Consider the following 25,676-nt stretch of genomic DNA (forward strand, 5'->3'; position numbering starts at 1 on the left):
GGCCCGTGCTCAGCCGAGTTCGTCCAGTTCGCGGTCGACGATCCGCTTCAGATGGGCCTCCACTTCGGGCGGCAGGTTTATCGGGGCAGGGATCACGACCGCGGACTTGATGCGGCTCAGAAACAAGTGCCGCGATCCCTCCAGCGCGCGCACCGTTGCCAGGGCCTGGTTCAGCGCCTCTTCGCAGGCCTCGAGGTCGGTCCTGTTCCGCCGCAGCGTCGTTTCCAGCTGGCGGCAGATGGAGAAGATCGTGGGGCTCGTCGGCAGTGCGAGGGTCAGCCGATATTCCAGGGCCCGCGCCCAGTCCGCTGCCTGCGACCAGTCGTGGCAGCGCACAGGCCGGGAACGGTCCTTCGGGAAGAACAGGCCGCCTTCGCCGCGGATATGTTCGCTCTCGTTGCGGTAGGCGAATCCGTCCTCGGTTTGGTAGAGCCTGCGGTCCTCGGAGTTGCCCGGCCGCCAGGACGGCGTGCCGGTCGGCACCCGGGCACCGGACTCGATGAGCTGGCCGTGCAGCGAAGCCAGCTTCTGATCCAGTCCTTGTCGCGGGATATCCGGCATCGCGCCGGCCTCTTGGGCCGGGGCGGTGGAGGCGCTCGAGCCTGAAGCCGCCGGGCTGCGGGTCGCCAACTCCTGAGGCAGGAGCGGGCAGGTGCTGTGGCTGGAAGGAAATGACATGGAGCGGCTTTCCAAACGGGGTGAAAAGCCGCGAGTCTCGAAGTGCCCCGGCCGCCAGCCGGCCCGCGTGGGCGAAGCGCTGGCCGCCGCGCCGAAGCCTCAGTAGATCAGCCGCTCGGGGCGGATCTCCTGCAGGATGGTGGTGGCGATCTCCTCGATCGACTTGGTGGTGGTCGACAGCCAGCGGATGCCGGTGCGCCGCATCATGGCCTCGGCCTCGGCCACCTCGTGGCGGCAGTTGACCAGGTTGGCGTATTTGGAGTTGGGCCGGCGCTCCTCGCGGATCTGCGCCAGGCGCTCGGGCAGGATGGTCAGGCCGAAGAGCTTCTTCTTGTGCGGCATCAGGGCCGGGGGCAGCTGGCGGCGCTCGAAGTCCTCGGGGATCAGCGGATAGTTGGCCGCCTTCAGGCCGTGCTGCATCGCCAGGTAGAGCGAGGTGGGTGTCTTGCCGCTGCGGCTCACGCCCACCAGGATCACGTCGGCGCCTTCGAGGTCGCGGTTGGACTGGCCGTCGTCATGGTCCAGGCTGTAGTTGATCGCCTCGATGCGGTCGTTGTATTCCTTGCTCTTGGAGACGTCGGCGAAGCGGCCCACGCGGTGCAGGGACTTGATCTCCAGCTCCTTTTCCAGCGGCTGCACGAAGGTGGCGAACATGTCCATCAGCATGCCCTTGCAGCCGCTCACCACCTTGAGCACCTCCATGTCGACCAGGGTGGTGAAGATCAGCGGGCGTTTGCCCTCCACCTCGAAGGTGTGGTTGATCTGGCGCACCACCTGGTGGGCCTTGTCGACGGTGTCGATGAAGGGCAGGCGCACATGGCGCGGCCGGATCTCGAACTGCGACATGATGGCGTTGCCGAAGGCTTCGGCGGTGATGCCGGTGCCGTCGGAGATGAAGAAAACGGTGCGGGTGTGCATGAGGGATATCCGGGGCTGGGCCAGGGGTTGGCGACATCGGCTGACGCGGCCTGTCATGGCCCGCGCCTACAATCCGCCGCATTATCCGAATTCCGCCATGGGCCACCACGACAACCCACAAGAAGCACAAAGCCGTGGTGCCGTCCCTGCCGCATGCCGCGCCCGCCCGGGCGATGACCGGCCCTTCGGATCGCAGGTTTTTACTTCTGGAGTCTTCCCATGTCCGCACTGTTCGAAGCGACCGCCCTGGTCGTTCCGTTTGAAAACCTGAGAATGTCCGACGTCGAGGCGGTCGGCGGCAAGAACGCCAGCCTCGGCGAAATGATCTCGCAGCTGCCCCAGGGCGTGCGGGTGCCCACCGGCTTCGCCACCACCGCCCACGCCTTCCGCCAGTTCCTGGCGCATGCAGGCCTGGCCGACCGCATCAGCGCCCGGCTTTCCAAGCTCGACACCGAGGACGTGCGTGAACTCGCCGTGGTCGGCGCCGAGATCCGCGGCTGGATCGAGGACCAGCCCTTCCCGGCCGATCTGGAAAAAGCCATCCGCGAAAGCTTCGTCACCCTGTCGGCCGGCAACCCCGCCGCCAGCTTCGCCGTGCGTTCCTCCGCCACCGCCGAAGACCTGCCGGACGCATCCTTCGCCGGCCAGCAGGAGACCTTCCTGAACGTCGTCGGCATCGAGGACGTCCTGCACAAGATGAAGGAGGTCTTCGCCTCCCTCTACAACGACCGCGCCATCAGCTACCGCGTGCACAAGGGCTTCGCCCACGACGTGGTGGCCCTGTCGGCCGGCGTGCAGCGCATGGTGCGCTCCGACCTGGGCGCGGCCGGCGTGATGTTCACCATCGACACCGAATCCGGTTTCGACCAGGTGGTCTTCATCACCAGCAGCTACGGCCTGGGCGAGACCGTGGTGCAGGGGGCGGTCAACCCCGACGAGTTCTACGTGCACAAGCCCATGCTCGAAGCCGGCAAGCGCGCGGTGATCCGCCGCAACCTGGGCTCCAAGCTGATCCAGATGGTGTTCTCCACGCCCGAGGAAAAGGCCGCCAGCGGCAAGCTGGTCAAGACCGTGGACGTGCCCACCGAGCAGCGCAACCGCTTCTCGCTGACCGACGCCGACGTCGAGCAGCTCGCCAAATACGCCCTGGTCATCGAGAAGCACTACGCCCGCCCGATGGACATCGAATGGGGCAAGGACGGCACCGACGGCCAGATCTACATCCTGCAGGCCCGCCCCGAGACGGTGAAGAGCCAGCAGGCCGGCAAGGCCGAGCAGCGCTTCAAGCTGAAGGGCACCGGCCCGGTGCTGGCCGAAGGTCGCGCCATCGGCCAGAAGATCGGCACCGGCCCGGTCCGCCTGGTGCACGACATCCGCGAGATGGACAAGGTGCAACCCGGCGACGTGCTGGTCACCGACATGACCGATCCCAACTGGGAGCCGGTGATGAAGCGCGCCAGCGCCATCGTCACCAACCGCGGCGGCCGTACCTGCCACGCGGCCATCATCGCGCGTGAACTGGGCATCCCGGCCGTGGTCGGCTGCGGCGACGCCACCGAACTGCTCAAGGACGGCACCCTGGTCACCGTCAGCTGCGCCGAAGGCGACACCGGCCGCATCTACGACGGCCTGCTCGAGACCGAAGTCACCGAAGTGCTGCGCGGCGAGATGCCGCCGGTCAAGGTGAAGATCATGATGAACGTCGGCAACCCCCAGCTGGCCTTCGACTTCTGCCAGCTGCCCAACGAAGGCGTGGGCCTGGCGCGGCTGGAGTTCATCATCAACAACAACATCGGCGTGCACCCCAAGGCCATCCTCGACTATCCGAATGTCGATGCCGACCTGAAGAAGGCCGTCGAGTCCGTCGCCCGCGGCCATGCCTCGCCCAAGGCCTTCTACGTGGACAAGGTCGCCGAAGGCGTGGCCACCATCGCCGCGGCCTTCTGGCCCAAGCCGGTAATCGTGCGCCTGTCGGACTTCAAGAGCAACGAGTACCGCAAGCTGATCGGCGGCAGCCGCTACGAGCCCGAGGAAGAGAACCCGATGCTGGGTTTCCGCGGCGCCGCCCGCTACATCAGCACCGAGTTCCGCGAAGCCTTCGCCATGGAATGCGAGGCCCTGCGCCGCGTCCGTGACGAGATGGGCCTGACCAACGTGCAGGTGATGGTGCCTTTCGTGCGCACCCTGAAGCAGGCCGAGCGTGTCACCGGCATGCTGGCCGAGCAGGGCCTGGCCCGCGGCCAGAACGACCTGAAGGTCATCATGATGTGCGAGGTGCCGAGCAACGCCATCCTGGCCGACCGCTTCCTGGAATACTTCGACGGCTTCTCCATCGGTTCCAACGACCTGACCCAGCTCACCCTGGGCCTGGACCGCGACTCCGGCCTGGAACTGCTGGCCGCCGATTTCGACGAGCGCGATCCCGCCGTGCAGGCCATGCTCTCGCGTGCCATCGCGGCCTGCCTGGCGCAGGGCAAGTACGTCGGCATCTGCGGCCAAGGCCCGAGCGACCATCCGGACTTCGCCCAGTGGCTGGCCGACGAAGGCATCGCCTCGATCTCGCTGAACCCCGACAGCGTGATGGACACCTGGAAGCGCCTGGCGGGCTGATCCCTTCGCCGCATGGCAAAAAGCCCCCGTGCCTCAAGGCGCGGGGGCTTTTTTCTTGGCGAAGGCGGCGGCTCGTCAGTCCTTGAACTCGGCCACCAGATCGCAGATCAGCTTGCGTTGCCGCGCATCGAGCTGCAGGTAGCGCGCCAGCATCGCGCGGTCGGCGGCGCTCATCGCCGGCTCCAGCGTCTCGGCCTCGCGGACCAGGGTGACCGGGCTGGCCTCGGGGCCGAAACGCAGTTCGTGGGGAGACACGTCCAGCCAGATCGCGAGGGCGCGCAGCTTGTCCTGGGTCGGCATGGATTGCCCTAGCAGCCAGTTGCGCACCGCATAGAGCGAGACGCTCTTGCCCCAGTAACGCAGGTTGAATTCATGGGCGATGACCGTGGGGGATTGCGGCACGCCGGCCGCCGCCAGCGCTTTGCGAAAGCGCTCTGAGAAGGTCTTGGCCTCGGGACGTGCAAGCTTGCTCGACATGGGGAGACCTTAGGACGGATGCGGACCGCGACGGAGAAAAGTCAGCAAATATCACGTGATACTGGATCAATCGGACCGCCTTTCGTCGGCCCTTCATGCGGCAAACCCCAGGAGCCCGGGCCGGGCCGCGCTGCGATGATCCGGACATGACGATCAGCGTGACCGAATCTCCATCCGAAGCCGGCCCCGTCCGGATCCACCGGCTGGGCGGGCTGCGCATCCTGCTGCTGGCCGTCTGGGCCGCGGCCGCCTTCGGCACCTGCTGGTTCGCCCGGGCGCTGCCCGGCGACGGGCAGGGCGGGCAGCCGCTGGCCTATGCCCTGGCCGGGCAGGGACTGCTGATCGTGTTCATCGTGCTCGTGGTGCTCAACGCCATCGTGTTCAACCGCCGGGATGCCCGGGCGCAGCAAGCAGGCGCCGGGGCAGGGCCCGGTGCCTGAGACCTCCGGCCGCGCCTATCTCCGCGGGCTGCACTGGATCCTGGCCGCCTATGTGGCGGGTGTGCTGCTCTTCCTCGGCCTGCTGGCGGCGGCCGAGCATGCGGGGCTGGCGCGGCAGTGGATAGGGCCGATCTTCCTGTTCTCCACGGTGATGGTGTATGCGGCCATCGGTGTCTGGGGCCGTACCTCGGATCCGGAGGAGTATTACGTCGCCGGCCGCCGCATCCCGCCGATGTACAACGGCATGGCCTCGGCGGCCGACTGGATGAGCGCGGCCTCCTTCATCAGCCTGCCGGGCGCGCTCTACCTGCAGGGCTTCTCCGGCACACCGGGGCAGGCCGGCGGGCTGGCCTATCTGCTGGGCTGGACCGGCGGCTTCTGCCTGGTGGCCATCCTGATCGCGCCGCAGCTGCGGGCGCTGCGGCTCTACACGGTGCCGGATTATTTCCAGCTGCGTTTCGGCGGCCGCTGGCCCCGGCGCATCGCGGCGGGCGCGGCGGTGCTGTGCTCCTTCACCTATGTGGTGGCGCAGATCTACGGCGTGGGCCTGATCGCCTCGCGGCTGACGGGAGTGCAGTTCGAGATCGGCATCATGCTGGGCCTGGGCGGCGTGCTGCTGTGCTCCTTCCTGGGCGGCATGCGGGCCATCACCTGGACGCAGGTCTCGCAGTACGTGGTGCTGCTGCTGGCCTTCCTGATCCCGGTGTCCTGGCTGGCCTGGCAGCAGTTCGGCAATCCGCTGGCGCCGCTGGTCTACGGCACGCAGATGCGCAAGATCGCCGCGCTGGAAGACCAGCTGCGCCAGGACCCCGCCGAGCAGCAGGTGGCCGGCCTCTACCGCGAACGCGCCCAGGGCTGGGCCGAACGCCTGCGCGATGTGGACGCCGCCCTGGCGCGCGACCGCGAGGCGGCGCAGGAGCACATCCGCGCGATGCGGGCGCGCCATGCGGACGTGGGCGAGATCGTCGTCGCCAGCCGCGCCCTGTCGCAGCTGCCGCGCGACGCGCAGGACGCCCGCGAGCGCTGGACCAAGGCCCAGCGCGAGGACAGCGAACGCGCCCACGCCCTCGGCGGCCTGCCATCGCATGCCACGCCCTACGCGGGTGACCCCGAAGGCACGCCGGCCGAGCGGGAGGCCTTCGAACTGTCGCGCCGCAATTTCCTGGCGCTGATGTTCTGCCTGATGGTGGGCACCGCCGGCCTGCCGCATCTGCTGACGCGGTACTACACCGTGCCCAGCGTGGCCGCGGCGCGCAGCTCGGTGGCCTGGTCGCTGGTCTTCATCGCGGTGCTGTATTCGGGCGCGCCGGCCCTGGCGGCGATGGTGAAGTTCGAGGTGATGCAGCACCTGGCCGGCAGCAGCTTCGGCAGCCTGCCGGACTGGATCGCGCAGTGGGCGAGGGTGGACCCGGCGCTGGTGGCGATCGAGGACATCAACGGGGACGGCATCCTGCAGTTCGGCGAGCTGCGCCTGGGCGCCGATGTGATCATGCTGGCCGCGCCCGAGCTGGCGGGGCTGCCTTATGTGGTGTCCGGCCTGGTGGCGGCGGGTGGGCTGGCGGCGGCCTTGTCGACCGCCGACGGCCTGCTGCTGACCATCAGCAACGCCCTGGTGCGCGACATCGCCCTGCCCGAGGTGCGGCGGCCGCTCACGCCCGAGCAGCGGGTGATCCTGGGCAAGTTCGCGCTGCTGGCCGTGGCCATGCTGGCGGCGGTGGCCGCGGCGGTGCGTTCGGCCGAGATCCTGTCGCTGGTCTCGGCCTCGTTCTCGCTGGCCGGCTCGGCCTTCGTGCCGGTGATGCTGCTGGGCCTGTTCTGGCGCCGCGCCAGCCCGGCGGGCGCCGTGGCCGGCATGCTGGCCGGCCTGGGCGTGACGGTGTATTACATGCTGGACCACAGCAGCAGCCTGCGCGGCCTGCTGGGGCTGGCGGCGCAGGCGCCGCTGTGGTGGGGCATACAGCCGGTGTCGGCCGGCGTGTTCGGCGTGCCGGCCGGGCTGGCCGCGGCGGTGCTGGTGAGCCTGCTGCGGCCGGCGCGCCGGCCGGGCGATGCGCCGATCAGTTGATCGCCAGCAGCTCCACGTCGAACTTTAGCGTGGCGTTCGGCGGGATCACACCGCCGGCGCCGCGTGCGCCATAGCCCATCTTCGGCGGGATGATCAGGGTGCGCTTGCCGCCCACCTTCATGCCCTGCACGCCTTCGTCCCAGCCCTGGATGACCATGCCGCCGCCCAGCGGGAATTCGAAGGGGTCGTTGCGGTCCAGGCTGGAGTCGAACTTCTTGCCCTGCTCGCCGTTCTCGTAGAGCCAGCCGGTGTAGTGCACCTGCACATTGGTGCCGCGGGTGGCTTCGGCGCCGGAGCCGACCAGGATGTCCTCGATCAGCAGGCCGGAGGTGGTGCCGTCCGAGCCTTCGTCCTCGTCCTCGTCGGACTCGACTTCCAGCAGCTCGACATCGAACTTCAGCGTGGCATTGGCCGGGATCACGCCGCCGGCGCCGCGTGCACCGTAGCCGAGGTCCGACGGAATGATCAGCGTGCGTTTGCCGCCGACCTTCATGCCCTGCACGCCTTCGTCCCAGCCCTTGATCACCATGCCGGCGCCGAGGCTGAATTCGAAGGGCGAGCGGCGGTCCAGGCTGGAGTCGAACTTCTGGCCCTGCACGCCGTTCTCGTAGAGCCAGCCGGTGTAGTGCACGGCGACATTGGCGCCACGGGTGGCTTCGGTGCCGGTGCCGGTCTCGGTGTCCTCGAACTGCAGGCCGGAGGCGGTGGTGGTGAAAGCCATGGATGGGTCTCCTCGGTAAAGGCTGGGGGCTGCAAAACCATCGATTATGGGACCCGCAGCAGGCGCTCCAGCGCGGCGGCCCGCAGCACGGCGGCAGCAGCGCCGTAGCGCTCGGCGATCGCGGATCCATGCCGGCCTTCCAGCGAATCGCACAGCTCCGCAAGCCGGGCGGAATGGACGTTGCCGGCGCCCAGCGCCCGGTCGAGCACGCCGCGGGCGATATAGGCCAGGCGCACGAAAGCCAGCGCATCGCCGGCGAGCTGCCGGCGCGGCTGGGATTGGTCCTGGAAGAGCTGCGCGAGATCGACGAGCCGCGACCGGTCATCGTCGTACGGGGCGTTCATCACCCCGCATTTACGGTGCTCAGGCGGCCGTGGATGCGCCGCGCGTGTGACTTGTGTGAGGAATCGTGGTCAGCGTGGACTCACGGACGTGCGATGTGCCAGACGCCGCGGAAGTTCTCGCCCTTGGTATCGCCCACCGCCATGTCGTCCTTGAAGCGGTAGACCGGCTTGCCCTTGTAGGCCCACTGGCCAGCGCCGTCGTCGCGCTTGACCACGGTGAACTCGCTCATGGTCTTGGCATCGGCCGCGGCCATGACCGGCGGCCACATGGCCACGCAGGGGCCGTTGCAGGCGCTCTTGCCGGCGGCGTCGCGGTCGAAGGTGTAGAGCGTCATGCCCTGGGCATCGACCAGCATGCCGTTGGAGACCTTCACAGGGCCCGAGCCCGGCTGCATGGAGGCGCAGCCGGCCAGGGCGGTGAGAACCAGGGAGGCGGCGAGGGCGGCGAGACGTTTTTGCATGGAAATTCTCCAGTCAGGGTGAAGCGAGGAAGTCGCCCTGCATGGACGCGGCAGCCGCCGCGTTTATTCCCGCGCCGCTATCAAAAAAACGTCAGACGCCGGCCGGGCGCGGCGGCTTGGGCCGCGGCGGCTCGGCGGTGTGGATCAGCTGCGTGGCCTTGTCCATGTCGCCGGCCAGCAGGGCGGGCACGGCGGCCAGGCTGCGGTCCATGGTCTGCTCGATGGCGATGCGGTCGTCCTGCGAGGGTTTCTTCAGCACCCAGTGGATGACCTCGTCGCGGTTGCCCGGATGGCCCACGCCCAGGCGCAGGCGCCAGTAGTCGGGGCTGCCCAGCTGTGCGTGGATGTCGCGCAGGCCGTTGTGGCCGGCATGGCCGCCGCCCTTCTTGAGCTTGGCCTGGCCGGGGGCGATGTCGAGTTCGTCGTGCGCCACCAGGATCTCCTGCGGCGCGATCTTGAAGAACTTGGCGAGCGCCGCCACCGACTTGCCCGAGGCGTTCATGAAGGTCAGCGGCTCCAGCAGCCAGACCGGCTTGCCGGCGATGGTGGTGCGGCCCGCCAGGCCCCAGTAGCCCTTTTCCACCGCCATGTTCACGCCGAGCTGGCGCGCCAGGGCGTCTATCCACCAGAAGCCGGCGTTGTGGCGGGTGGCCTCGTATTCCGGGCCTGGGTTGCCCAGGCCGACGAAGAGTTTGATCATGGGGAACGGGTGCGGTGGCTGCGGCGAAAAAAGGCCGCGGAATTTAGCACGCTGCCCCGGATGCGCTCAGGCCTGAGTCGCGAAATCGAGGATCGCGGTGTCGTCGCCATCGGCGACGACCGCCACGGCTGCATTGCGCAGATCGTCTCGGATCTCCTCGAAAGCCAGGTAGGGCGGCGTATGGGCTGCAGGTGCAAAGACCGTGAACAGTACCTTCTCCGGCAGGGCGCCGCGTTTGCGAAGGCGGCGGATCCTGTCGACCCACTGGCCTCCGTGTGTCAGAAGCTTGGTCGGTTCGTCCTGTCCGAGATAAAGCGGTTTGATGACTCTGTCTACCTCACCCCGAACCGTGCGGACAAAAGGGAAATTGACGGTGAAGTCGGCAGTTCCCAATTTCCCCGGCCGGTACAGCGGGCCCAGCTCCGCGCGCACAAGCAGCTTGCGCATCGCGGTTTCCAGCAAGCGCTCCTGATACTCCCTGCCAGCGAAATTTCGTTCAACGTAGCAGTCGAACAGATCGTCCAGTTTCTCGGCTGGATCATGGGCCAGCAGCATTCGTGGCTCATCGAACTGCAGCATCGCATCACGAGTCCGGGTGAGCTCGCTGAAAAGAAGGTCCGCCAGGGGGGCCGGCGCGGCCTGCGTCACGAATGCTGTTCGATCCAGCTCGTCCTTGAAGCGACGCAGTTCCTTCTCCATCATTTCGCGTGCATCCAGGTAGATTCTTCGATCGAGCTGGTGGAAGAAATGCGTGATCCGTCCCACGCGCTTGAGCAGTCGAAAGCCGAAGTACCGAGCCTGCGGTGCGATCAGCACCACACCCACGTTGGCGAACTCACCCGTTTCAACGAAAGGGCGAAATCGCAGGAGTGCGTATTGGCAGGGGAGCCTGTTCATGGGAGGTTCCAGAAGTCTTCCTGGAGAGCGCGCTCGAGGCATGCCGAAATTTCGTGCCAATCCACGTCGGCGGGAACGTCGGGGCCGGCATGCCACCAAGTCGAAGGAATGCTAGCACGCACGGAATCCAGATTACCCAGGGCACCTTTGAGTCGTTGGCGGTAGTGGGCGCGAAGGTCGTGATCGGCGTACACCGCGTTCCACCATGGCGCGAAAACGTGCGTGGACAGGAAGTCCGTCGCATTGAAATGGCGGTCAAATGCCTGGTTGTGATCGATGACGGCCAGGGTGGCGTCCTGCGCATTCCAGAGCAAATTGGGATTGCCTCCCATGGCTGTGAGTTTGCGGTCTTCGTTGCGTACCCACCAGTCGAAAACCAGCACGTCTGTTGCCATTGCATGCGAGACCATGCCGCGGGTCGTGAGATTCAACTCCTGAGCGAAGGGCAGGCGGCGGGATGCGAACACGAGGCCGGTGCCGAGCTGGTGAATGTCGGACCGGAACCTGATGTTCACCAATGGGCTTGGAACATCCGCCAGGACGAAGGGCGCCACCGGAAGCCCGAGAGCCACCGCCAGATGGCCCGCCACCCATTCGCATATCAGACTGCGCCGCCCGGCGCTCAAGCCTTTGACGTAGTAGATGCAACCGTCGTCGCCCCTGCAGATGAAAGGCTCGGTGATGCCCTGAGTGGCGCGGCCCAGGACCTCTTCGATGACGACGGCAGGCTGATCGGTAAGCATTCGGCCGGAATGTACCCCGGCCTTCGGGCCGCTCAGGCCGCCAGCACTTCCTTCACATAGGAAGGCGCATGCATCTCGATCACCTCCACGCTCAGCTGCACCATCATGCCGGCCGGCTGCGGGATGCGTTTGCGCATCACCACGGCGATGCGTTCGCTCATCTCGGCCTTGACCGCGTCGCTGCGGCCGGGCAGGAGCCGCAGCAGGCAGTAGACGAAGCCGCGATCGCCCAGGCCCGTGCCCACCACCGTCTCGTCCAGCGGCACGATGCGCGACTTGAGGTCGGGCTCGTTGCGGATCTGGCCGCTGGCCACCAGGGTGGCGTTGACCTCGCGCAGGGTCTCGGCCAGCGCGAAGCCGGCCTCCAGGTTGCGCGAGTATTCGATGGTCAGGTGGGGCATGGGCAATCCTCGGTGGCGGTCAGGCCAGGGTGTACGCGGTCTTCACGATGGTGAAGAATTCCTGCGCGTATTTTCCCTGTTCCCGCGGGCCGTAGCTGCTGCCCTTGCGGCCGCCGAAGGGCACGTGGTAGTCGACACCGGCCGTGGGCAGGTTGACCATCACCATGCCGGCCTGGCTGTGGCGCTTGAAGTGCGTGGCGTACTTCAGGCTGGTGGTGGCGATGCCGGCCGAGAGGCCGAACTCGGTGTCATTGGCCGTGGCCAGGGCCTCTTCGTAGTCCTTCACGCGGATCACGCTGGCGACCGGGCCGAAGACCTCCTCGCGGTTGATGCGCATGCCGGAGGTGCTGTCGGCGAACAGGGCGGGCGCCATGAAGAAGCCTTCGTTGCCGCTGCCGGTGTGGCAGGCGATGCGCTCGCCGCCGGCCACCAGGCGTGCGCCCTCGGACTTGGCGATCTCCACATAACTCAGGTCCTGCTCCAGCTGGCTCTGGCTGGAGACCGGGCCCATGTCGGTGCCGGCGGTCAGCGCATCGCCGACCTTGATCTTGGCCATGCGCGCGGCCAACGCCTCGACGAACCGGTCGTGGATGCCCTGGGTGACGATCAGCCGGCTCGACGCGGTGCAGCGCTGGCCGGTGGAATAGAAGGCCGACTGGGCGCACAGCTCCACCGCCTGGGCCAAATCGGCGTCGTCCAGCACCACCTGCGGGTTCTTGCCGCCCATCTCCAGCTGAACCTTCTTGCCGCCTTCCAGCGCCAGCGCCGCCAGGCGACGGCCCACGCCGACCGAGCCGGTGAAGCTGATCGCGTCGATGCCGGGGTGCTTCACCAGCGCATCGCCGATCACGCTGCCGCGGCCCATCACCAGGTTGAACACGCCGGCGGGGATGCCGCTGCGGCTGATGATCTCGGCCAGCGCCCAGGCGCAGCCCGGCACCAGGTCGGCGGGCTTCAGGACCACGCAGTTGCCGAAGGCCAGGGCCGGGGCGATCTTCCAGGCGGGAATGGCGATCGGGAAGTTCCAGGGCGTGACCAGGCCGACCACGCCGACCGGCTCGCGGGTGATCTCCACGCCGATGCCCGGGCGCACCGAAGGCACGGTCTCGCCCGACAGGCGCAGGCATTCGCCGGCGAAGAACTTGAAGATCTGGCCGGCGCGGGTGGCTTCGCCTATGCCTTCGGCCTTGGTCTTGCCTTCCTCGCGGGCCAGCAGCGTGCCCAGCTCCTCGCGGCGGGCGAGGATCTCGGTGGCGATCTTGTCCAGCGCGTCGCTGCGCGCCTGGATGCCGCCGGTGGACCAGGCGGGGAAGGCGGCGCGGGCGGCGGCCACGGCCTCGTCCACATGCGAGGCATCGCCCTGCGTGTACTGGCCGATCACGTCGGCGAGGTTGGACGGGTTGCGGTTGGGCGAGAGCGCGATGCCGGCTTTCCACTCGCCGGCGATGAGGTTCAGGTGTTCCATGGGGACCGATCAGAAAGAGACGATAAAAGGGATGCGGCTTATTCGAGTTTGATGCCGGTGGCCTTGACCACCTGGGCCCACTTGGCGACTTCGGCCTTCTGGAAGTCGGCGAACTGGGCCGGCGTGAAGGTGGAGGGCTGCATGCCCAGCGATTTCAGGCGCTCCTGCATCTCGGGCGTGGCGAGGATCTTCAGGATCTCGGTGTTGAGCCGGTCCACGATGGCCTTGGGCGTGCCGGCCGGCGCGAAGATGCCCTGCCAGGACAGCACCTCGAAGCCCGGCAGCGTCTCGGCCACGGTGGGCACGTCGGGCAGGGAGTCGATGCGTTTGGCGGAGCTGACGGCCAGGGCGCGCAGCTTGCCCGACTGGATGTGGGCGCCGGCCACCACGGTGGTGTCGAACATCATGTCGACCTGGCCGGCGATCACGTCCTGGATCGCGGGGCCGGAACCCTTGTAGGGCACGTGCACGAACTTGGCGCCGGCCTTGTAGCCCAGCAGTTCCAGCGTCATGTGCTGCGAGGTGCCGTTGCCGGCCGAGGCGGAAGTGACCGAATCCGGCTTGGCCTTGGCCGCGGCGATCACGTCCTTCAGGGACTTGTACGGGCTCTTCTCGCCCACCACCAGCACCACCGGGTTGGCGCCGATCAGCACCACCGGCGTGAAGGACTTGATCGGGTCATAGCCCAGCTTGGGATAGAGGCTGACGTTGATCGCATGCGAGCTGACCGTGCCGCCGACGATGGTGTAGCCATCGGGTGCCGCACGCGCGGCCAGCTCGGAGCCGATGCTGCCGCCGGCGCCGCCGCGGTTGTCCACCACGAAGGTGGTGTTCAGCACGGCGCCCAGCTTCTGGCCGATCAGGCGGGCCAGGATGTCGGTGGTGCCGCCGGTGGGGAAGGGCACGACATAGGTGATGGGCTTGCTGGGCCAGCCGTCCTGCGCGAAGGCGGGGAGGGCGGCGGCGGTGATGGCCGCGATGGCGGCTTGAAGTGCGTTGCGACGATTCATGGTTGTCTCCGTATGAAAATTAAAGAATCAGGAACTCTGGCGAGGCGCAGCGAGCCGCGGATTCCAGGGCCGAAGCCGCGAGGCTTCGCCGAGCCGCAAGGCGCCCCCGGTAGGGGGTTGGCGAAGACACGAAGTGCGGAGCCTGGGGGCGAGTCAAGTGACCGGTGCCGGGTTGAACAGCACCAATTGGTTGTGCAATTTCCAATGCTCGGCCCAGGTCTTCTTGCGCCCGCTGGCCACGTCGAGCATGAAGCGGAACATTTCCCAGCCCAGCTCCTCGATGGTGGCCTCGCCGTCGGCGATGCGGCCGGCGTTGATGTCCATCAGGTCGTGCCAGCGCCGCGCCAGGTCGGTGCGGGTGGCCACCTTGATGACCGGCACCTCGGCCAGGCCGTAGGGCGTGCCGCGGCCGGTGGTGAAGACATGCAGGTTCATGCCGGCCGCCAATTGCAGCGTGCCGCAGATGAAATCGCTGGCGGGCGTGGCGGCGTAGACCAGGCCCTTCTGGATACCTTCGCCGCGCAGGCGCTGGCCGGGCGAAAGCACGCCGCTGATGGCCGAGCTGCCCGACTTGATGATGGAGCCCATGGCCTTCTCCACGATGTTGGAGAGCCCGCCCTTCTTGTTGCCCGGCGTGGTGTTGGCGCTGCGGTCGGCCGAGCCGCGCTGCAGGTAGGCGTCGTACCAGGCCATCTCGCGGATCATGGCCTCGGCCACCTCGGGGCTGCTGGCGCGCGAGGTGAGCTGGTCGATGCCGTCGCGCACCTCGGTCACTTCCGAGAACATCACCGTGGCGCCGGCCCGCACCAGCAGGTCGGTGCAGAAACCCACGGCCGGATTGGCGGTGGCGCCGGAGAAGGCATCGCTGCCGCCGCACTGCACACCCACGATCAGGTCGGCGGCCGGGCAGGTCTGGCGCTGGCGGGCGTTCAGGCGCTCCAGGTGTTCCTCTGCCTGCCGCATGATGTGTTCGACCATGGACATGAAGCCCACATGCTCGTCGTCCTGCAGGCAGACCACGTCGAGTTTTGCTTCGGCGCTGGCGCCCACGTCGGCCACGTTGCGTTCGTCGATCAGGGGGATGGTGCCGGGCGGCATCAGGCGCTCGGGCTGCAGCTTCTCGCAGCCCAGGCTGACCAGCATCACCTCGCCGCCGAAATTGGGGTTCAGGCTGATGTTGCGCAGGGTGCGGATCGGGATCTTGGCGTCCGGCGCGTCGATGGCCACGCCGCAGCCGTAGCCGTGCTCCAGGGCGACCACGTCGTCCACGTTGGGAAAGCGCGGCAGCAGTTCCTTCTTGATGCGCTCGATGGCGTATTCGGTCACGCCGGCCACGCACTGCACCGTCTGGGTGATGGCCAGGATGTTGCGGGTGCCGACCGTGCCGTCCGGGTTGCGGAAGCCTTCGAAGGTGTAGCCCTCCAGCGGCGAGCTGTCGGGCGCGGCCACGGTGCTCAGCGGCAGGCCTTCGAGCGAGCGGGCCTCGGGCATGTCGAGCACCCGTTCGTGCACCCAGCTGCCGGCGGGCAGGTCCCGGGTGGTGTGACCGATCACCACGTTGTAGCGCCGCACGGCGGTGCCGGTCGGCAGGTCGGTGGTGGCCACCTTGTGGCCCTGGGGCACACGTTCGACCAGCCGGGTGCCGTCGGGCAGCACCGCGCCGGCATCCAGGCCGCCGTCGTTGGCGACGATGGCAACGTTGTCATTCGCATGCATGCGAATCGCATGCGGCGGGCGTACGGGGGAAACGATGGCGTTCATGGCGTGGAGCGGTGGCTCTTCGTTTGGCTGGGCCCACGATGGAAGCACAGCGGCGGTAGTCCGGTGGGCCCTGGGGTTTGTCTCGGGTTTTTGTTGTCTGTCGTATGTTGTCGTACAACGATCGGCCGCATTATCATCAGGCGATGGTCAGCCCGTCAACCGAGATTTCGCCGTCCCAGGAGCTTGGCTCCGCGGCGCCCGCCGCCGCTTCAGCCGCCCTGCCGCGGCCGCGTTCGCGCGGCCTGGCGCATGGCCTGGTGGAGGATTTCAGCGCGCGCATCCGCGGCCAGATGCTCAAGCCCGGCGACAAGCTGCCGACCGAGTCGGCCATCATGCAGAACTTCGGGGTGAGCCGGACGGTGGTGCGCGAGGCGCTGTCCAAGCTGCAGGCGGCGGGTCTTGTGGAGACGCGGCACGGCATCGGCACTTTCGTGCTGGCGGTGCGGCCGGGCGGCATCTTCCGGCTGGATCCGGCCGACATGGGCAATTCCATCGACGCGATCGCGGTGCTGGAGCTGCGCATCAGCCTGGAGACCGAGTCGGCCGGCCTGGCCTCCGGCCGTCGCAGCGACCAGGACCTGGCCGACATGCGCGACGCGCTGGAAGCCTTCGCCGCCGCCGTGGCGGCCGGCAGCGACACGGTGGGGCCGGACTTCCGCTTCCACCTGGCCATCGCCCGCGCCACCGGCAACCGCTATTTCGCCGACATCCTGGACCACCTGGGCCAGACCATCATTCCGCGCACCCGCATCACCGCCACCCGCATCCCGCGCGAGGACCAGTCGCACTACCTGCAGCGGGTCAACCGCGAGCACGACGAGATCTACGCCGCCATCGCCCGGGGCGACGCCGAATCGGCCCGCGCCGCCATGCGGGTGCACCTGACCAACAGCCGCGAGCGCCTGCTGCGGGCGAGGGCGGCGGCGCAGGCTTCGGCGGGCAACCCGGGCTGAGGCCGGCTCACCCGGGATTTCCCTGCTTCGGAAAGCTGGACGTCGTCCGGGTTTTGGTTGTACGATGACTGATCTCTAGGGCCGGCTGCCGGCTCCGCTTTCTTACCACCTGCCATCCAAAGTAGACACACCATGAGCTTTTCGCCCCAAGAACTCAAGTCCATCATGGGCTCCGGCCTGCTGTCCTTCCCGGTCACCGACTTCACCGCCAACGGCGATTTCGACAAGGCCAGCTACGTCAAGCGCCTGGAGTGGCTTGGCCCCTACGGCGCCACCGCGCTGTTCGCGGCCGGCGGCACGGGCGAGTTCTTCTCGCTCTCGCCCGAGGAATATCCGGACGTGATCAAGACGGCGGTCGACACCTGCCGCGGCACCGTGCCCATCATCGCCGGCGCCGGCGGCTCCACCCGCCAGACCATCCAGTACGCGCAAGCCGCCGAGAAGGCCGGCGCCCACGGCATCCTGCTGATGCCGCACTACCTGACCGAAGCCAGCCAGGAAGGCCTGTACCAGCACGTCAAGGCGATCTGCGACAGCGTGAAGTTCGGCGTGATCATCTACAACCGCGCCCAGGCCAAGTACCAGCCCGCCACCCTGAAGCGCCTGGCCGATGCCTGCCCCAACCTGGTCGGCTTCAAGGACGGCGTGGGCGACATCGAGTTCATGGTGTCCGTCTACCAGGCCATGGGCGACCGCTTCAGCTACCTGGGCGGCCTGCCGACCGCCGAGGTCTATGCCGCGGCCTACAAGGCGCTGGGCACGCCGGTGTATTCCTCCGCCGTCTTCAACTTCATCCCCAAGACCGCGATCGAGTTCTACGAGGCCGTGCGCACCGACGACCTGGCCACCCAGCACCGCCTGCTGAAGAACTTCTTCATGCCCTACCTGGACATCCGCAACAAGGCGCCGGGTTATGCGGTGTCTATCGTCAAGGCCGGCTGCACCATCGTCGGCCATGGCGCCGGCCCGGTGCGCCCGCCGCTGAGCGATCTGAAGCCCGCCGAGTTCGAAGAACTCAAGGCCCTGATCGAAACCCTCGGTCCTCAATAAGCCCGCCGCCAGCCCCGCCCGGGGCGGCCGTGCACGGCGGCCCCTCGCCAGAGGGCGCCGCCGTTTTTGTTTCCCTGGATAGAACCGCCGCATGACCCGCAAAACCCGCCTCCTGCAGATCGCCCGCCTGCCTCTGCCCGCCCTCAACACCGAACTGGCCTCGAGCTACGAGGCGGTCAACCTGGCCGAGCAGGCCGATCCGGCGGCGTATCTGGCCGAGCACGGCGCGGGCTTCGAGGCGGTGGTCACCTCCGCCGCCATCGGCCTGAAGGCCTCGGTGATCGCCGCGCTGCCGAAGCTGAAGGTGGTGAGCAGCTTCGGCGTCGGCTTCGACGCGCTGGACATCGCCGCCCTGCAGGCGCGCGGCATCCCGGTCGGCTACACCCCCGGCGTGCTCAACGAATGCGTGGCCGACCTGGCCTTCGCGCTGTTGATGGACGTGTCGCGCGGCATCGCCACCAGCGACCGCTTCGTGCGACGCGGCGACTGGAGCCGCGGCGGTTTTCCGCTGCAGACGCGGGTGTCGGGCAAACGCATAGGCATCGTCGGCATGGGCCGCATCGGCCAGGCGGTGGCCGAGCGTGCGGCGGGTTTCCGCATGGAAGTGGCCTACAGCAACCGCAAGCCGGTGGCCGGCTCGCCGCTGCGTTATTTCGACTCGCCGCTGGCGCTGGCCGGCTGGGCCGACTACCTGGTGCTGACGGTGGCCGGCGGCGCCGACACCCGGCACCTGATCGATGCGGCCGTGCTGGAAGCGCTGGGCCCCAAGGGTTTCCTGATCAATGTGGCGCGTGGCACGGTGGTGGACGAGGCGGCGCTGGTCGATGCCCTGGCCCATCAGCGTATCGCCGGTGCGGGGCTGGATGTCTTCGAGAAGGAGCCGGGCGTGCCCGAAGCCCTGTTCGCCCTCGACAATGTGGTGCTCACCCCCCACACCGCCAGCGCCACCTGGGAAACCCGCCGAGCCATGGCCGACCTCGTCCTGGACAACCTGCGTGCCTTCTTCGACGAAGGCCGGGTGCAGGTGGCCGTGCCGGGCACGCAGCTGCCGGCGGCCGCCTGAGCCATATTCTTTTCCCCTTCTTTCGAGTCTTCCCATGTCCGCTTCCTCCTCGACCCCCGTCGTCACCGCCCTGCGTGTGATCCCCGTCGCCGGCCACGACGACATGCTGCTCAACCTGAGCGGCGCCCATGCGCCTTTCTTCACCCGCAACATCGTCATCCTGACCGACAGCAGCGGCCGCACCGGCGTGGGCGAAGTGCCCGGCGGCGAGAAGATCCGCCAGACGCTGGAAGACGCCGCCGCGCTGGTCGTCGGCCAGTCCATCGGCAACTACCAGGCGGTGCTCAACGCCATGCGCAAGGCCTTCGCCGAGCGCGACAGCGGCGGGCGCGGCGCGCAGACCTTCGACCTGCGGATCGCCATCCATGCGGTGACGGCCGTCGAATCGGCACTGCTCGACCTGCTCGGCCAGTTCCTCGGCGTGCCGGTCGCGGCACTGCTCGGCGAAGGCCAGCAGCGCGAGGCGGTGCAGATGCTGGGTTACCTCTTCTACGTGGGCGACCGCAAGAAGACCGACCTGGCCTACCGCAGCGAGCCCGATGCCCCTGATGCCTGGAGCCGCCTGCGCCACGAGGTCGCCCTCACGCCCGAGGCGGTCGTGAAACTCGCCGAAGCCGCGCAGGAGAAATACGGCTTCCAGGACTTCAAGCTCAAGGGCGGCGTGCTGGCCGGCGATGCCGAGGTCGATGCCGTCACCGCCCTGCACGAACGTTTCCCCGAAGCCCGCGTCACGCTGGACCCCAACGGCGGCTGGCTGCTGAAGGACGCGATCCGCCTGGGCGAACGCATGCGCGGCGTGGTCGCCTATGCCGAGGACCCGTGCGGCGCCGAGGGTGTGTACTCGGGCCGCGAGGTGATGGCCGAGTTCCGCCGCGCCACCGGCCTGCCCACGGCCACCAACATGATCGCCACCGACTGGCGCGAGATGTCGCATGCACTCAGCCTGCAGTCGGTGGACATCCCGCTGGCCGATCCGCATTTCTGGACCATGGCCGGCTCGGTGCGGGTGGCGCAGACCTGCCAGGCCTTCGGCCTGACCTGGGGCTCGCATTCGAACAACCACTTCGACATCTCGCTGGCCATGTTCACCCATGTGGGCGCGGCGGCGCCGGGCCGGGTGACCGCCATCGACACGCACTGGATCTGGCAGGACGGCCAGCGCCTGACCAAGGAGCCGCTGCAGATCGTGGGCGGCTATGTGCAGGTGCCGAAGAAGCCCGGCCTGGGCGTCGAGCTGGACATGGCCGAGGTGGAAAAGGCCCACCAGCTGTACCTGCAGCACGGCCTGGGCGCGCGCGACGACGCCCAGGCCATGCAGTACCTGATCCCGGGCTGGAAGTTCAACAACAAACTTCCCTGCCTGGTGCGCTGAGCCGCGCCTGTCAGTCGCGCACGCCGGTTTCGAAAGTGCCGCCGGCGGCGGGTATGAAACCGGTCACGCCCGCCGTGTAGAGCAGCCAGCCCGGCCGGCCGCCGCCGGCCTGCACCACACCCAGCACGGGCGAGTCGTAGGCCAGGGTGGAGGCGGTGCTGCCGCTGGTGTAGTCGGCGCCGGAGAGGGTGGCGGTGGATGCGCTGCCGCTGCTCAGCAGCGTGGCGTAGCTGCCGTCGGCCGTGCCGGATGCCAGCGTCTGCTGCGGCGCGTACAGCCGCATGCCGTAGCTGGTGCCCGACTCGCGCCACAGCACCAGGGGCACGTAGTTCGCACCCACCTTGCCGGCGACCACCGAGCCGCTGAGCGTGCCGCCGGTGGTGACCGCGCTGCCGCCGGCCGCGGTGGCGCGCAGGTCGAAGGCGCCGCGGGCGCTGTTGTAGCTGATGTAGCCTTTGGTGGTCTGGGTGCAGGCCGCGTCGTAGACCACGAACTGGCCGGTGCCCGTGTCCTGGCAGGTCTGGAAGGTGCCGGCATTACGCAGCCGGGCCGAAGCGGCATAGCTGGTCGAGGTGCCGCCCGCGCCGTACTGCACGCCGACGGCGTTGTAGATGTTGGCGATGGTGTTGAAGACCGCCGGATTCGCCACGTTGTCGAAGGTGCTGGCAAACGCCAGCAGCGGCAGGAAGCTGCTGCCGGTGGGCGCGGCCACGCCGCCCTGCACCACGCCGCCGGTGCCCAGGGTGAAGGTGGCGCCGTTCTCCCCGCTGGCATAGGTGCAGTTGCCCAGGGGCAGCAGGTTGCCGCTGCGCTGGCTGCCGGCGCTGCGCTGCAGGCTGGCGTCTATGGTGAGCGTGTAGGCCAGGGTGCTGGGGTTGAGGCTGAAGGTCAGCTCTTCGCCGAACACATTGCCGCCCTTGTAGGCCGTGGTGGCGCTGGGCAGGTTGGCGCAGGCCAGGGGATCGCCGGCCTCGGCCACGCAGCTGTAGTTGACGGCGGCGTCGGCGCTGCCGCTGCCCTTGTACTTGGGCCAGGCCGGGTACTGGCACAGCGGCCGGGTGCGGCCGTAGGTGCCGGCCACGCTGTCGGCGACGATGCCGGTGGCGGGGGCCAGGCCGGCTTCCACCCAGTTCTCCAGCGCGGCCAGCGAATCCCAGGCGGGAATGAACACGCCGGTGCCGTGGCCCATGCCGGGCACGGTATAGAAACGCACGCCCTTGGCGGCCACGTCCGCGCCCACGGTGCTCACCACACGCTGGTAGTAGTCGATGGTGGAGTTGTTGCTGATCACCTCGTCGGCCAGGCCGTGCAGCAGGATCAGCCGGCCGCCGCGGTTGAGGAAGGGGCGCAGGTCGGGGTTGGTGGCGTCTTCGAGCGCGGACACATCCATCACCCGCTGGGTGTAGGCGCCCGGCGACAGCGGGTCGAAAGCGAGGGTGTCGAACAGCGCCTGCCGGGTGACGAAGAACTTGGTCCATTGGTCGCCGGTGACGTACATATTGGCGTCCGCCGAGGTGGCCGGGTTGCCCGGCACCGCGCGGGTGCCCAGGTCGCGGGTGGTGAAGGGGCCGGCCACCAGCGCGCCTTCGAGGAGGTTGTAGCCGCCGGCCCTGGTCACGCCGTTGGCCAGCGTGTAGCCGGTGAAGTTGAGCGGCGATTCGATGGCCAGCACGGTGGCGATCTGTGCATCGCTCAGGCAGCTGTTGCCGGTGTCGGTGCCGCCCGCGCAGCGCAGGTTGGCCAGCACCTGGGTGTTGAGCTGGCGGCAGCTCTCCACATTGCTGACGATGCCGTCGGCCACGCCGTCGAGCTTGTCGCAGGCGGCCAGCACCGTCTTCTGCACCAGCAGGGTCTTGGTGAGGTTGAGCCAGCCGGCGCCCGCGTTGCTGTAGAGGGCGCGGCCCACCGCCACGTTCGACAGGCGGGTGCCGGTGTAGTTGAGCGCCGGCTCGTTGGCGATCACGCCGATGTAGTCGTTGGGCCAGCGCTGGATGTGGTTGAGCGCGTCCCGCCCGCCGGTGGAGGTGCCGAGGAAATAGGCGAGCCTGGGCGCATTGCCGTAGAAGGCCTGGATCAGCGCCATCGCCACGTCGTGGGTCTTCTTCAGCGACAGGCCGCCGTAGTTGGCCACGGCCTCGTCGTTGGTGGCGAAGCTGCCGTCGGTGATGCTGCCGCTCTGGTGGCCGCCGTCGTCGCCGAAGGTGGCATAGCCCAGGGCCAGGGGGGCGCGTTTGTCGGCGGGGCCGAAACGCACCTGCTCGCTGCCGTCGATCAGCGTGCCGTTGAAGCCGCCGCCGCCGTAGTGGATGGCCTTGCCGTTCCAGCTGGCCGGCAGGTTGAGCGCGAAGTTGATGGCGGGCGCGCTGGTGTCCACCGGCTGGATGCTGCCGCGCACCTTGCAGTAGCTGCCCAGGGCATTGCCGGTGTCGGTGGCCGCGACGGCAGTGGCCGTGGTGACCGTGGCGCCGTTGGTGGGCACGCCGATCAGCGATGCGGCGATGCTGCGTCCCACGAGGTCGCCGCAGGCCAGCTGGACCACGGGCGTGGGCTGGGTGACGCCACCGCCACCGCCGCCCCCGCTGCCACCGCCGCCGGTGGCGCCATCCGCCGTGACCGCCGAATTCCCCCCTCCGCCGCAGGCCGAGAGCGCGGCCACCACGAGCGCCGAGGCGCCGAAAAGCAGGGCGCGCGGCCACGCCGCGACCGCCAGGTCTTGCACTGTGTGCTTCATGTCTTTTGTCTCCTTATCGTGCCCCGGCCGGCGGCCTGGGGCGGGCTAACGATAGGAAGGCGGGTGCATTGCGTCAAATACGATTGCACCCCTGGCTCCATACGGGAAAAGTATCGGAACCGGGAGAGAAAAAAGACCGATGGAATTGAAGCAATTGCGCTATTTCGTGGCCGTGGCCGAGGCCGGCCACATGACCCGCGCCGCCGCCCGGCTGGGCATGCAGCAGCCGCCGCTCAGCCAGCAGATCCGCGCGCTGGAAACCCGCCTGGGCACCCAGCTCTTCGTGCGCCATCCCAAGGGCGTCACCCTCACCGAAAGCGGCCAGGTGCTGCTGGCCGACAGCCGCCGCCTGCTGGAGGAAGCCGCGGCCATGGAGCGGCGCATGAAGGACATCGCGGCCGGCCGCGCCGGCTCGCTCAACATCGGCTACACCAGCTCGGCCGCCGCCCATGCCTTCACGCCGCGGGTGCTGCGCGAATGCCGGCGCGCCTATCCGGGCATCGCGCTGCAGATCGTGGAAGACCATGCCGCCGGGCTCACCGACAGCCTGGCCGCCGGGCGCCTGCACTGCGCATTCCTGCGGGTGCCGGTGGCGCGGCCGGCCGAACTGGTGTTCGAGACCCTGCTGCGCGAGCCGGTGCTGGTGGCCCTGCCGGCCGGCCATCCGGCGCTGGAGGGCGATGGCCCGGTGGCCCTGCGTTCGCTGGAGCGGGAGCGTTTCATCCTGGTGCGCCAGCATGGCGCGCCGGGCCTGTATGCGCAGCTGCTGGCGCTGTGCGAGAAGAGCGGCTTCCTGCCGGCGCAGGTCCAGGAGGTGGGCCGCATGATGAGCGCGCTGAACCTGGTCGCGGCCGGGGAGGGCGTGACGGTGGTGCCGGCCTCCATGCACGGCGCCCATGCGCATGCCATCGGCTACCGCCTGCTGGACCAGCCGCTGGATGCACCGCTCACCCTGGTCTGGCGCGCGGGCGAGGGCAGCGCCGCGCTGCAGTCCTTCGTCGCCCTGGTGCGCGCGGCGGTGGCGGATGGCCGCGACGCCTGAGCCGGGCGGCGTGCGCGCCGGCTGACGCGCTTTCGTGCACCCCGGCGCGACGCCCGGCCCGGGCGCGCAAGCTGGGGCCTGTCGCGATTTCCGAGCCTGCCATGAGCCTGCCCACCTCAGCGATGTCCGTTCTGCCGCCATGCGCGGCGCCTGCCGAAACCGCTTCGGCCCGGCTTCGGTCCACACCGCCGCCCGCGGCCGGCGAGATGGCCGAACTCGATCGCATGACGCAGCACGGCGACTCGGGCTGGCAGGCCGGCGATGCCTTCACGGCCGCACCGGATGCCCTGGCCTTCGCTTCGCTGGTCAGCCGGGTGCCCCATGCCACGGCGCCGGTGCTGGCCTGCACCGCCCAGGCGCTCGGCGGCGTGCTGGCCGATGCGCGGCGGCAGGACGGCGCCTCCTCGCCGTCGGCCACGCTGGGCCTGCTCAATGTGCTGGCCAGCGGGGGCGGGCCCTTGCCGGCGCTGCGCATCGGCCATCTGCTCGACCTGCTCGCCGCGCTGGGCGATTCCCGGCCGGGGCTGGTGCCGGCGCCCTATGCGCTGCAGTTCTGGCAGGACTGCTTCTGGGCCGCCATCAGCCGCCGCGCCGCGGGTCAGGCGCGCCTGCTGCACATGCTGGTGCCGCGCCTGCGCGACGAGATCCGGCGCGCGCCGCTGTGGCTGGAGCTGCAGCACCGGCCCGACGCCCTGGTCCGCATGCTGCGGCATGCGCTGGAAGGCGCGGCCTGCGTCCACGGCGCCGCCTATGCCGAACTCGGCGGCCGGCTGGAACAGCTGCTGCCCGACCGCGAACGGGTGGCCGGCGTGCTCCAGGCGATGCTGCTGGAAGCCCTGTTCGACACCATGCCCGGTCAGCTGCCCGCCGGCACGCTGCTGCGCGGGCAGCTCGCCGAGGCACGCGCGCGGCGTGCATCGGGTGAGGTGTCGGCGGCGGACTTCGATCGCCAGATCGTCCGGCTGCTGGCCCGGCTGGACCTGGCTTCCCGTGCCGTGCCGCTGCCGCCGGAGCAGGTGCTGCGGCGCGGCGCGCTGGCGCGTGCCGGCATGAGCGGCGTGCGCGGCTTCCTGCCGGAAGAGTTGCTGCCCTTCGCCCCGGATGGCCAGATCCTGTCGGCCATGGCCTTGCTGTGCGCCGGCAAGCTGTTGGCGGTTTGCCGCGCGCACGAGACCGGCGGGCCGACGGCGCTGCGCCAGGCGATGGCGCAGTGCGGCATCCTGCTGCTGACCGACACCCTGGCGCAGCACTGGTCGCCCGCCACCAGCTGCGTGCCGCTGGATGCCATGCTGGGCGCCCTGCGCATCGGCGTCTGGCTGGTCGGCCATGCGGGCAAGGGTGTCTGCCGCGTCGCCCCCCTGTGCGGCGCCCGGCGGCAGGCCGCGCGCGACGGCATCGGCGATGCCGTCGATACCTGGCTGCTGGGCCTGCGGGTCGATGCCTGGCTGGGCGCGGCCAGCGGCTGGGAAACCCTGTTGAGCCAACACTGGTGCGAGGTGCTACGCCGCTGGCGCCGCGAGCCGGCGGCGCGCGAGGAACTGCTGGACTCCGCCAGCCTGCTCCTGCCCGAAGGCTTCGGCTGCGCGGCCGGCGCGGCGCTGGCCAGCCGGCATGCGGCGCTGCTGGAACTGTTCCAGCGCTGCCTGTCGGCCTACGCGATCGAAGGCGTGCCGCGCAGGCGCCTCACCCGGTCGCTGCAACTGCAGCTGGAACGGGCGATGGCGGCGGGCTTGCACTGAGCCTGTCGCGCGCTGCCTGCGGCTTCGGTTGCGCT

Annotated in this window: 23 protein-coding genes and 1 pseudogene; 9 read left to right on the forward strand and 15 right to left on the reverse strand. The window is 68.8% G+C overall.

All coding sequences use genetic code 11. From position 1 onward, the window contains the following. Positions 1 to 9 precede the first annotated feature (9 nt). Both GT347_RS22755 and ppsR read right to left on the reverse strand, forming a co-directional pair. Entirely contained in the window at positions 10 to 678 is a 669-nt protein-coding gene (locus tag GT347_RS22755) for a hypothetical protein (protein ID WP_160554358.1), read from the reverse strand. A 99-nt stretch (positions 679 to 777) separates the two neighbouring features. Beyond that, complete coding sequence (gene ppsR / locus GT347_RS22760; protein ID WP_160554359.1) at positions 778 to 1,596, reverse strand: posphoenolpyruvate synthetase regulatory kinase/phosphorylase PpsR; 819 nt, start codon at positions 1,594 to 1,596, stop codon at positions 778 to 780. Between the two features lie 219 nt (positions 1,597 to 1,815). Between ppsR and ppsA the strand changes: the two genes are divergently transcribed. Then, positions 1,816 to 4,206: a phosphoenolpyruvate synthase gene (gene ppsA, locus GT347_RS22765; protein ID WP_160554360.1), complete on the forward strand. Its 2,391-nt coding sequence runs from the start codon at positions 1,816 to 1,818 to the stop codon at positions 4,204 to 4,206. 75 nt (positions 4,207 to 4,281) lie between these two features. Here ppsA and GT347_RS22770 read toward each other — a convergent pair whose 3' ends face one another. Continuing rightward, positions 4,282 to 4,683, reverse strand: a complete 402-nt coding sequence (locus tag GT347_RS22770; protein WP_160554361.1) for a hypothetical protein — start codon at positions 4,681 to 4,683, stop codon at positions 4,282 to 4,284. Between the two features lie 146 nt (positions 4,684 to 4,829). Between GT347_RS22770 and GT347_RS22775 the strand changes: the two genes are divergently transcribed. Further along, positions 4,830 to 5,123, forward strand: coding sequence for a sodium/substrate symporter small subunit (locus GT347_RS22775; RefSeq protein WP_160554362.1), 294 nt, complete (start codon positions 4,830 to 4,832; stop codon positions 5,121 to 5,123). Further along, positions 5,077 to 7,188 (forward strand): VC_2705 family sodium/solute symporter, encoded by a 2,112-nt coding sequence (locus GT347_RS22780; protein ID WP_160554363.1) that lies wholly within the window; start codon positions 5,077 to 5,079, stop codon positions 7,186 to 7,188. Before GT347_RS22775 ends, GT347_RS22780 begins: the two co-directional genes overlap by 47 nt. On the opposite strand, the gene GT347_RS27700 is transcribed toward GT347_RS22780, so the two are convergent. From GT347_RS27700 to garD, 11 genes and pseudogenes are all read right to left on the reverse strand, one after another. Then, the gene (locus GT347_RS27700) at positions 7,181 to 7,567 is read right to left on the reverse strand and encodes an FKBP-type peptidyl-prolyl cis-trans isomerase (RefSeq protein ID WP_229722941.1); all 387 of its coding nucleotides are present in this window, start codon (positions 7,565 to 7,567) and stop codon (positions 7,181 to 7,183) included. The two genes, GT347_RS22780 and GT347_RS27700, sit on opposite strands and share 8 nt — an antisense overlap. Next, a pseudogene (locus GT347_RS27705) lies at positions 7,559 to 7,909 on the reverse strand (FKBP-type peptidyl-prolyl cis-trans isomerase); the annotation flags it as partial. The pseudogene GT347_RS27705 and the gene GT347_RS27700, both read right to left, overlap by 9 nt. Before the next feature lie 44 nt (positions 7,910 to 7,953). Next, positions 7,954 to 8,253: a hypothetical protein gene (locus GT347_RS22790; protein ID WP_160554365.1), complete on the reverse strand. Its 300-nt coding sequence runs from the start codon at positions 8,251 to 8,253 to the stop codon at positions 7,954 to 7,956. Between the two features lie 80 nt (positions 8,254 to 8,333). Beyond that, positions 8,334 to 8,714 (reverse strand): COG4315 family predicted lipoprotein, encoded by a 381-nt coding sequence (locus GT347_RS22795; RefSeq protein ID WP_160554366.1) that lies wholly within the window; start codon positions 8,712 to 8,714, stop codon positions 8,334 to 8,336. A gap of 91 nt (positions 8,715 to 8,805) precedes the next feature. Further along, positions 8,806 to 9,414: an aminoacyl-tRNA hydrolase gene (pth, locus tag GT347_RS22800; protein ID WP_160554367.1), complete on the reverse strand. Its 609-nt coding sequence runs from the start codon at positions 9,412 to 9,414 to the stop codon at positions 8,806 to 8,808. Between the two features lie 66 nt (positions 9,415 to 9,480). Next, on the reverse strand, positions 9,481 to 10,311 hold the full coding sequence (locus GT347_RS22805) for a DUF3037 domain-containing protein (protein ID WP_160554368.1): 831 nt from the start codon (positions 10,309 to 10,311) through the stop codon (positions 9,481 to 9,483). After that, the gene (locus GT347_RS22810; protein ID WP_160554369.1) at positions 10,308 to 11,054 is read right to left on the reverse strand and encodes a HipA family kinase; all 747 of its coding nucleotides are present in this window, start codon (positions 11,052 to 11,054) and stop codon (positions 10,308 to 10,310) included. The genes GT347_RS22805 and GT347_RS22810 overlap by 4 nt, the downstream gene beginning before the upstream one ends. Before the next feature lie 32 nt (positions 11,055 to 11,086). Continuing rightward, entirely contained in the window at positions 11,087 to 11,455 is a 369-nt protein-coding gene (locus GT347_RS22815; protein ID WP_160554370.1) for a 5-carboxymethyl-2-hydroxymuconate Delta-isomerase, read from the reverse strand. A gap of 19 nt (positions 11,456 to 11,474) precedes the next feature. Beyond that, positions 11,475 to 12,920: an aldehyde dehydrogenase family protein gene (locus tag GT347_RS22820; protein ID WP_160554371.1), complete on the reverse strand. Its 1,446-nt coding sequence runs from the start codon at positions 12,918 to 12,920 to the stop codon at positions 11,475 to 11,477. A gap of 38 nt (positions 12,921 to 12,958) precedes the next feature. After that, positions 12,959 to 13,930 (reverse strand): Bug family tripartite tricarboxylate transporter substrate binding protein, encoded by a 972-nt coding sequence (locus GT347_RS22825; RefSeq protein WP_160554372.1) that lies wholly within the window; start codon positions 13,928 to 13,930, stop codon positions 12,959 to 12,961. Positions 13,931 to 14,083: 153 nt separating this feature from the next. Then, positions 14,084 to 15,691: a galactarate dehydratase gene (garD, locus tag GT347_RS22830; protein WP_160554373.1), complete on the reverse strand. Its 1,608-nt coding sequence runs from the start codon at positions 15,689 to 15,691 to the stop codon at positions 14,084 to 14,086. Between the two features lie 143 nt (positions 15,692 to 15,834). Between garD and GT347_RS22835 the strand changes: the two genes are divergently transcribed. The 4 genes from GT347_RS22835 to gudD all read left to right on the forward strand — a co-directional run bounded on the left by GT347_RS22835 (position 15,835) and on the right by gudD (position 20,129). Further along, entirely contained in the window at positions 15,835 to 16,644 is an 810-nt protein-coding gene (locus tag GT347_RS22835) for a FadR/GntR family transcriptional regulator (RefSeq protein WP_160554374.1), read from the forward strand. Between the two features lie 132 nt (positions 16,645 to 16,776). Next, the gene (kdgD, locus tag GT347_RS22840; protein ID WP_160554375.1) at positions 16,777 to 17,694 is read left to right on the forward strand and encodes a 5-dehydro-4-deoxyglucarate dehydratase; all 918 of its coding nucleotides are present in this window, start codon (positions 16,777 to 16,779) and stop codon (positions 17,692 to 17,694) included. Between the two features lie 91 nt (positions 17,695 to 17,785). Beyond that, positions 17,786 to 18,757: a 2-hydroxyacid dehydrogenase gene (locus tag GT347_RS22845; protein WP_160554376.1), complete on the forward strand. Its 972-nt coding sequence runs from the start codon at positions 17,786 to 17,788 to the stop codon at positions 18,755 to 18,757. A gap of 34 nt (positions 18,758 to 18,791) precedes the next feature. After that, positions 18,792 to 20,129 carry a glucarate dehydratase gene (gene gudD / locus GT347_RS22850; RefSeq protein ID WP_160554377.1) on the forward strand — a complete coding sequence of 446 codons (1,338 nt, stop codon included), beginning with the start codon at positions 18,792 to 18,794 and terminating at the stop codon, positions 20,127 to 20,129. 10 nt (positions 20,130 to 20,139) lie between these two features. Here the strand turns inward: gudD and GT347_RS22855 are convergent, their stop codons facing one another. After that, positions 20,140 to 22,860 carry a tannase/feruloyl esterase family alpha/beta hydrolase gene (locus GT347_RS22855; RefSeq protein WP_160554378.1) on the reverse strand — a complete coding sequence of 907 codons (2,721 nt, stop codon included), beginning with the start codon at positions 22,858 to 22,860 and terminating at the stop codon, positions 20,140 to 20,142. A gap of 139 nt (positions 22,861 to 22,999) precedes the next feature. On the opposite strand from GT347_RS22855, the gene GT347_RS22860 reads away from it, so the two are divergent. Both GT347_RS22860 and GT347_RS22865 read left to right on the forward strand, forming a co-directional pair. Next, positions 23,000 to 23,902 (forward strand): LysR family transcriptional regulator, encoded by a 903-nt coding sequence (locus GT347_RS22860; RefSeq protein WP_160554379.1) that lies wholly within the window; start codon positions 23,000 to 23,002, stop codon positions 23,900 to 23,902. 101 nt (positions 23,903 to 24,003) lie between these two features. Further along, positions 24,004 to 25,641 carry a hypothetical protein gene (locus GT347_RS22865; protein ID WP_160554380.1) on the forward strand — a complete coding sequence of 546 codons (1,638 nt, stop codon included), beginning with the start codon at positions 24,004 to 24,006 and terminating at the stop codon, positions 25,639 to 25,641. Positions 25,642 to 25,676: the final 35 nt, after the last annotated feature.

It is taken from the genome of Xylophilus rhododendri (assembly GCF_009906855.1).
In the GTDB taxonomy this organism is placed as follows: Bacteria; Pseudomonadota; Gammaproteobacteria; order Burkholderiales; family Burkholderiaceae_C; genus Xylophilus; species Xylophilus rhododendri.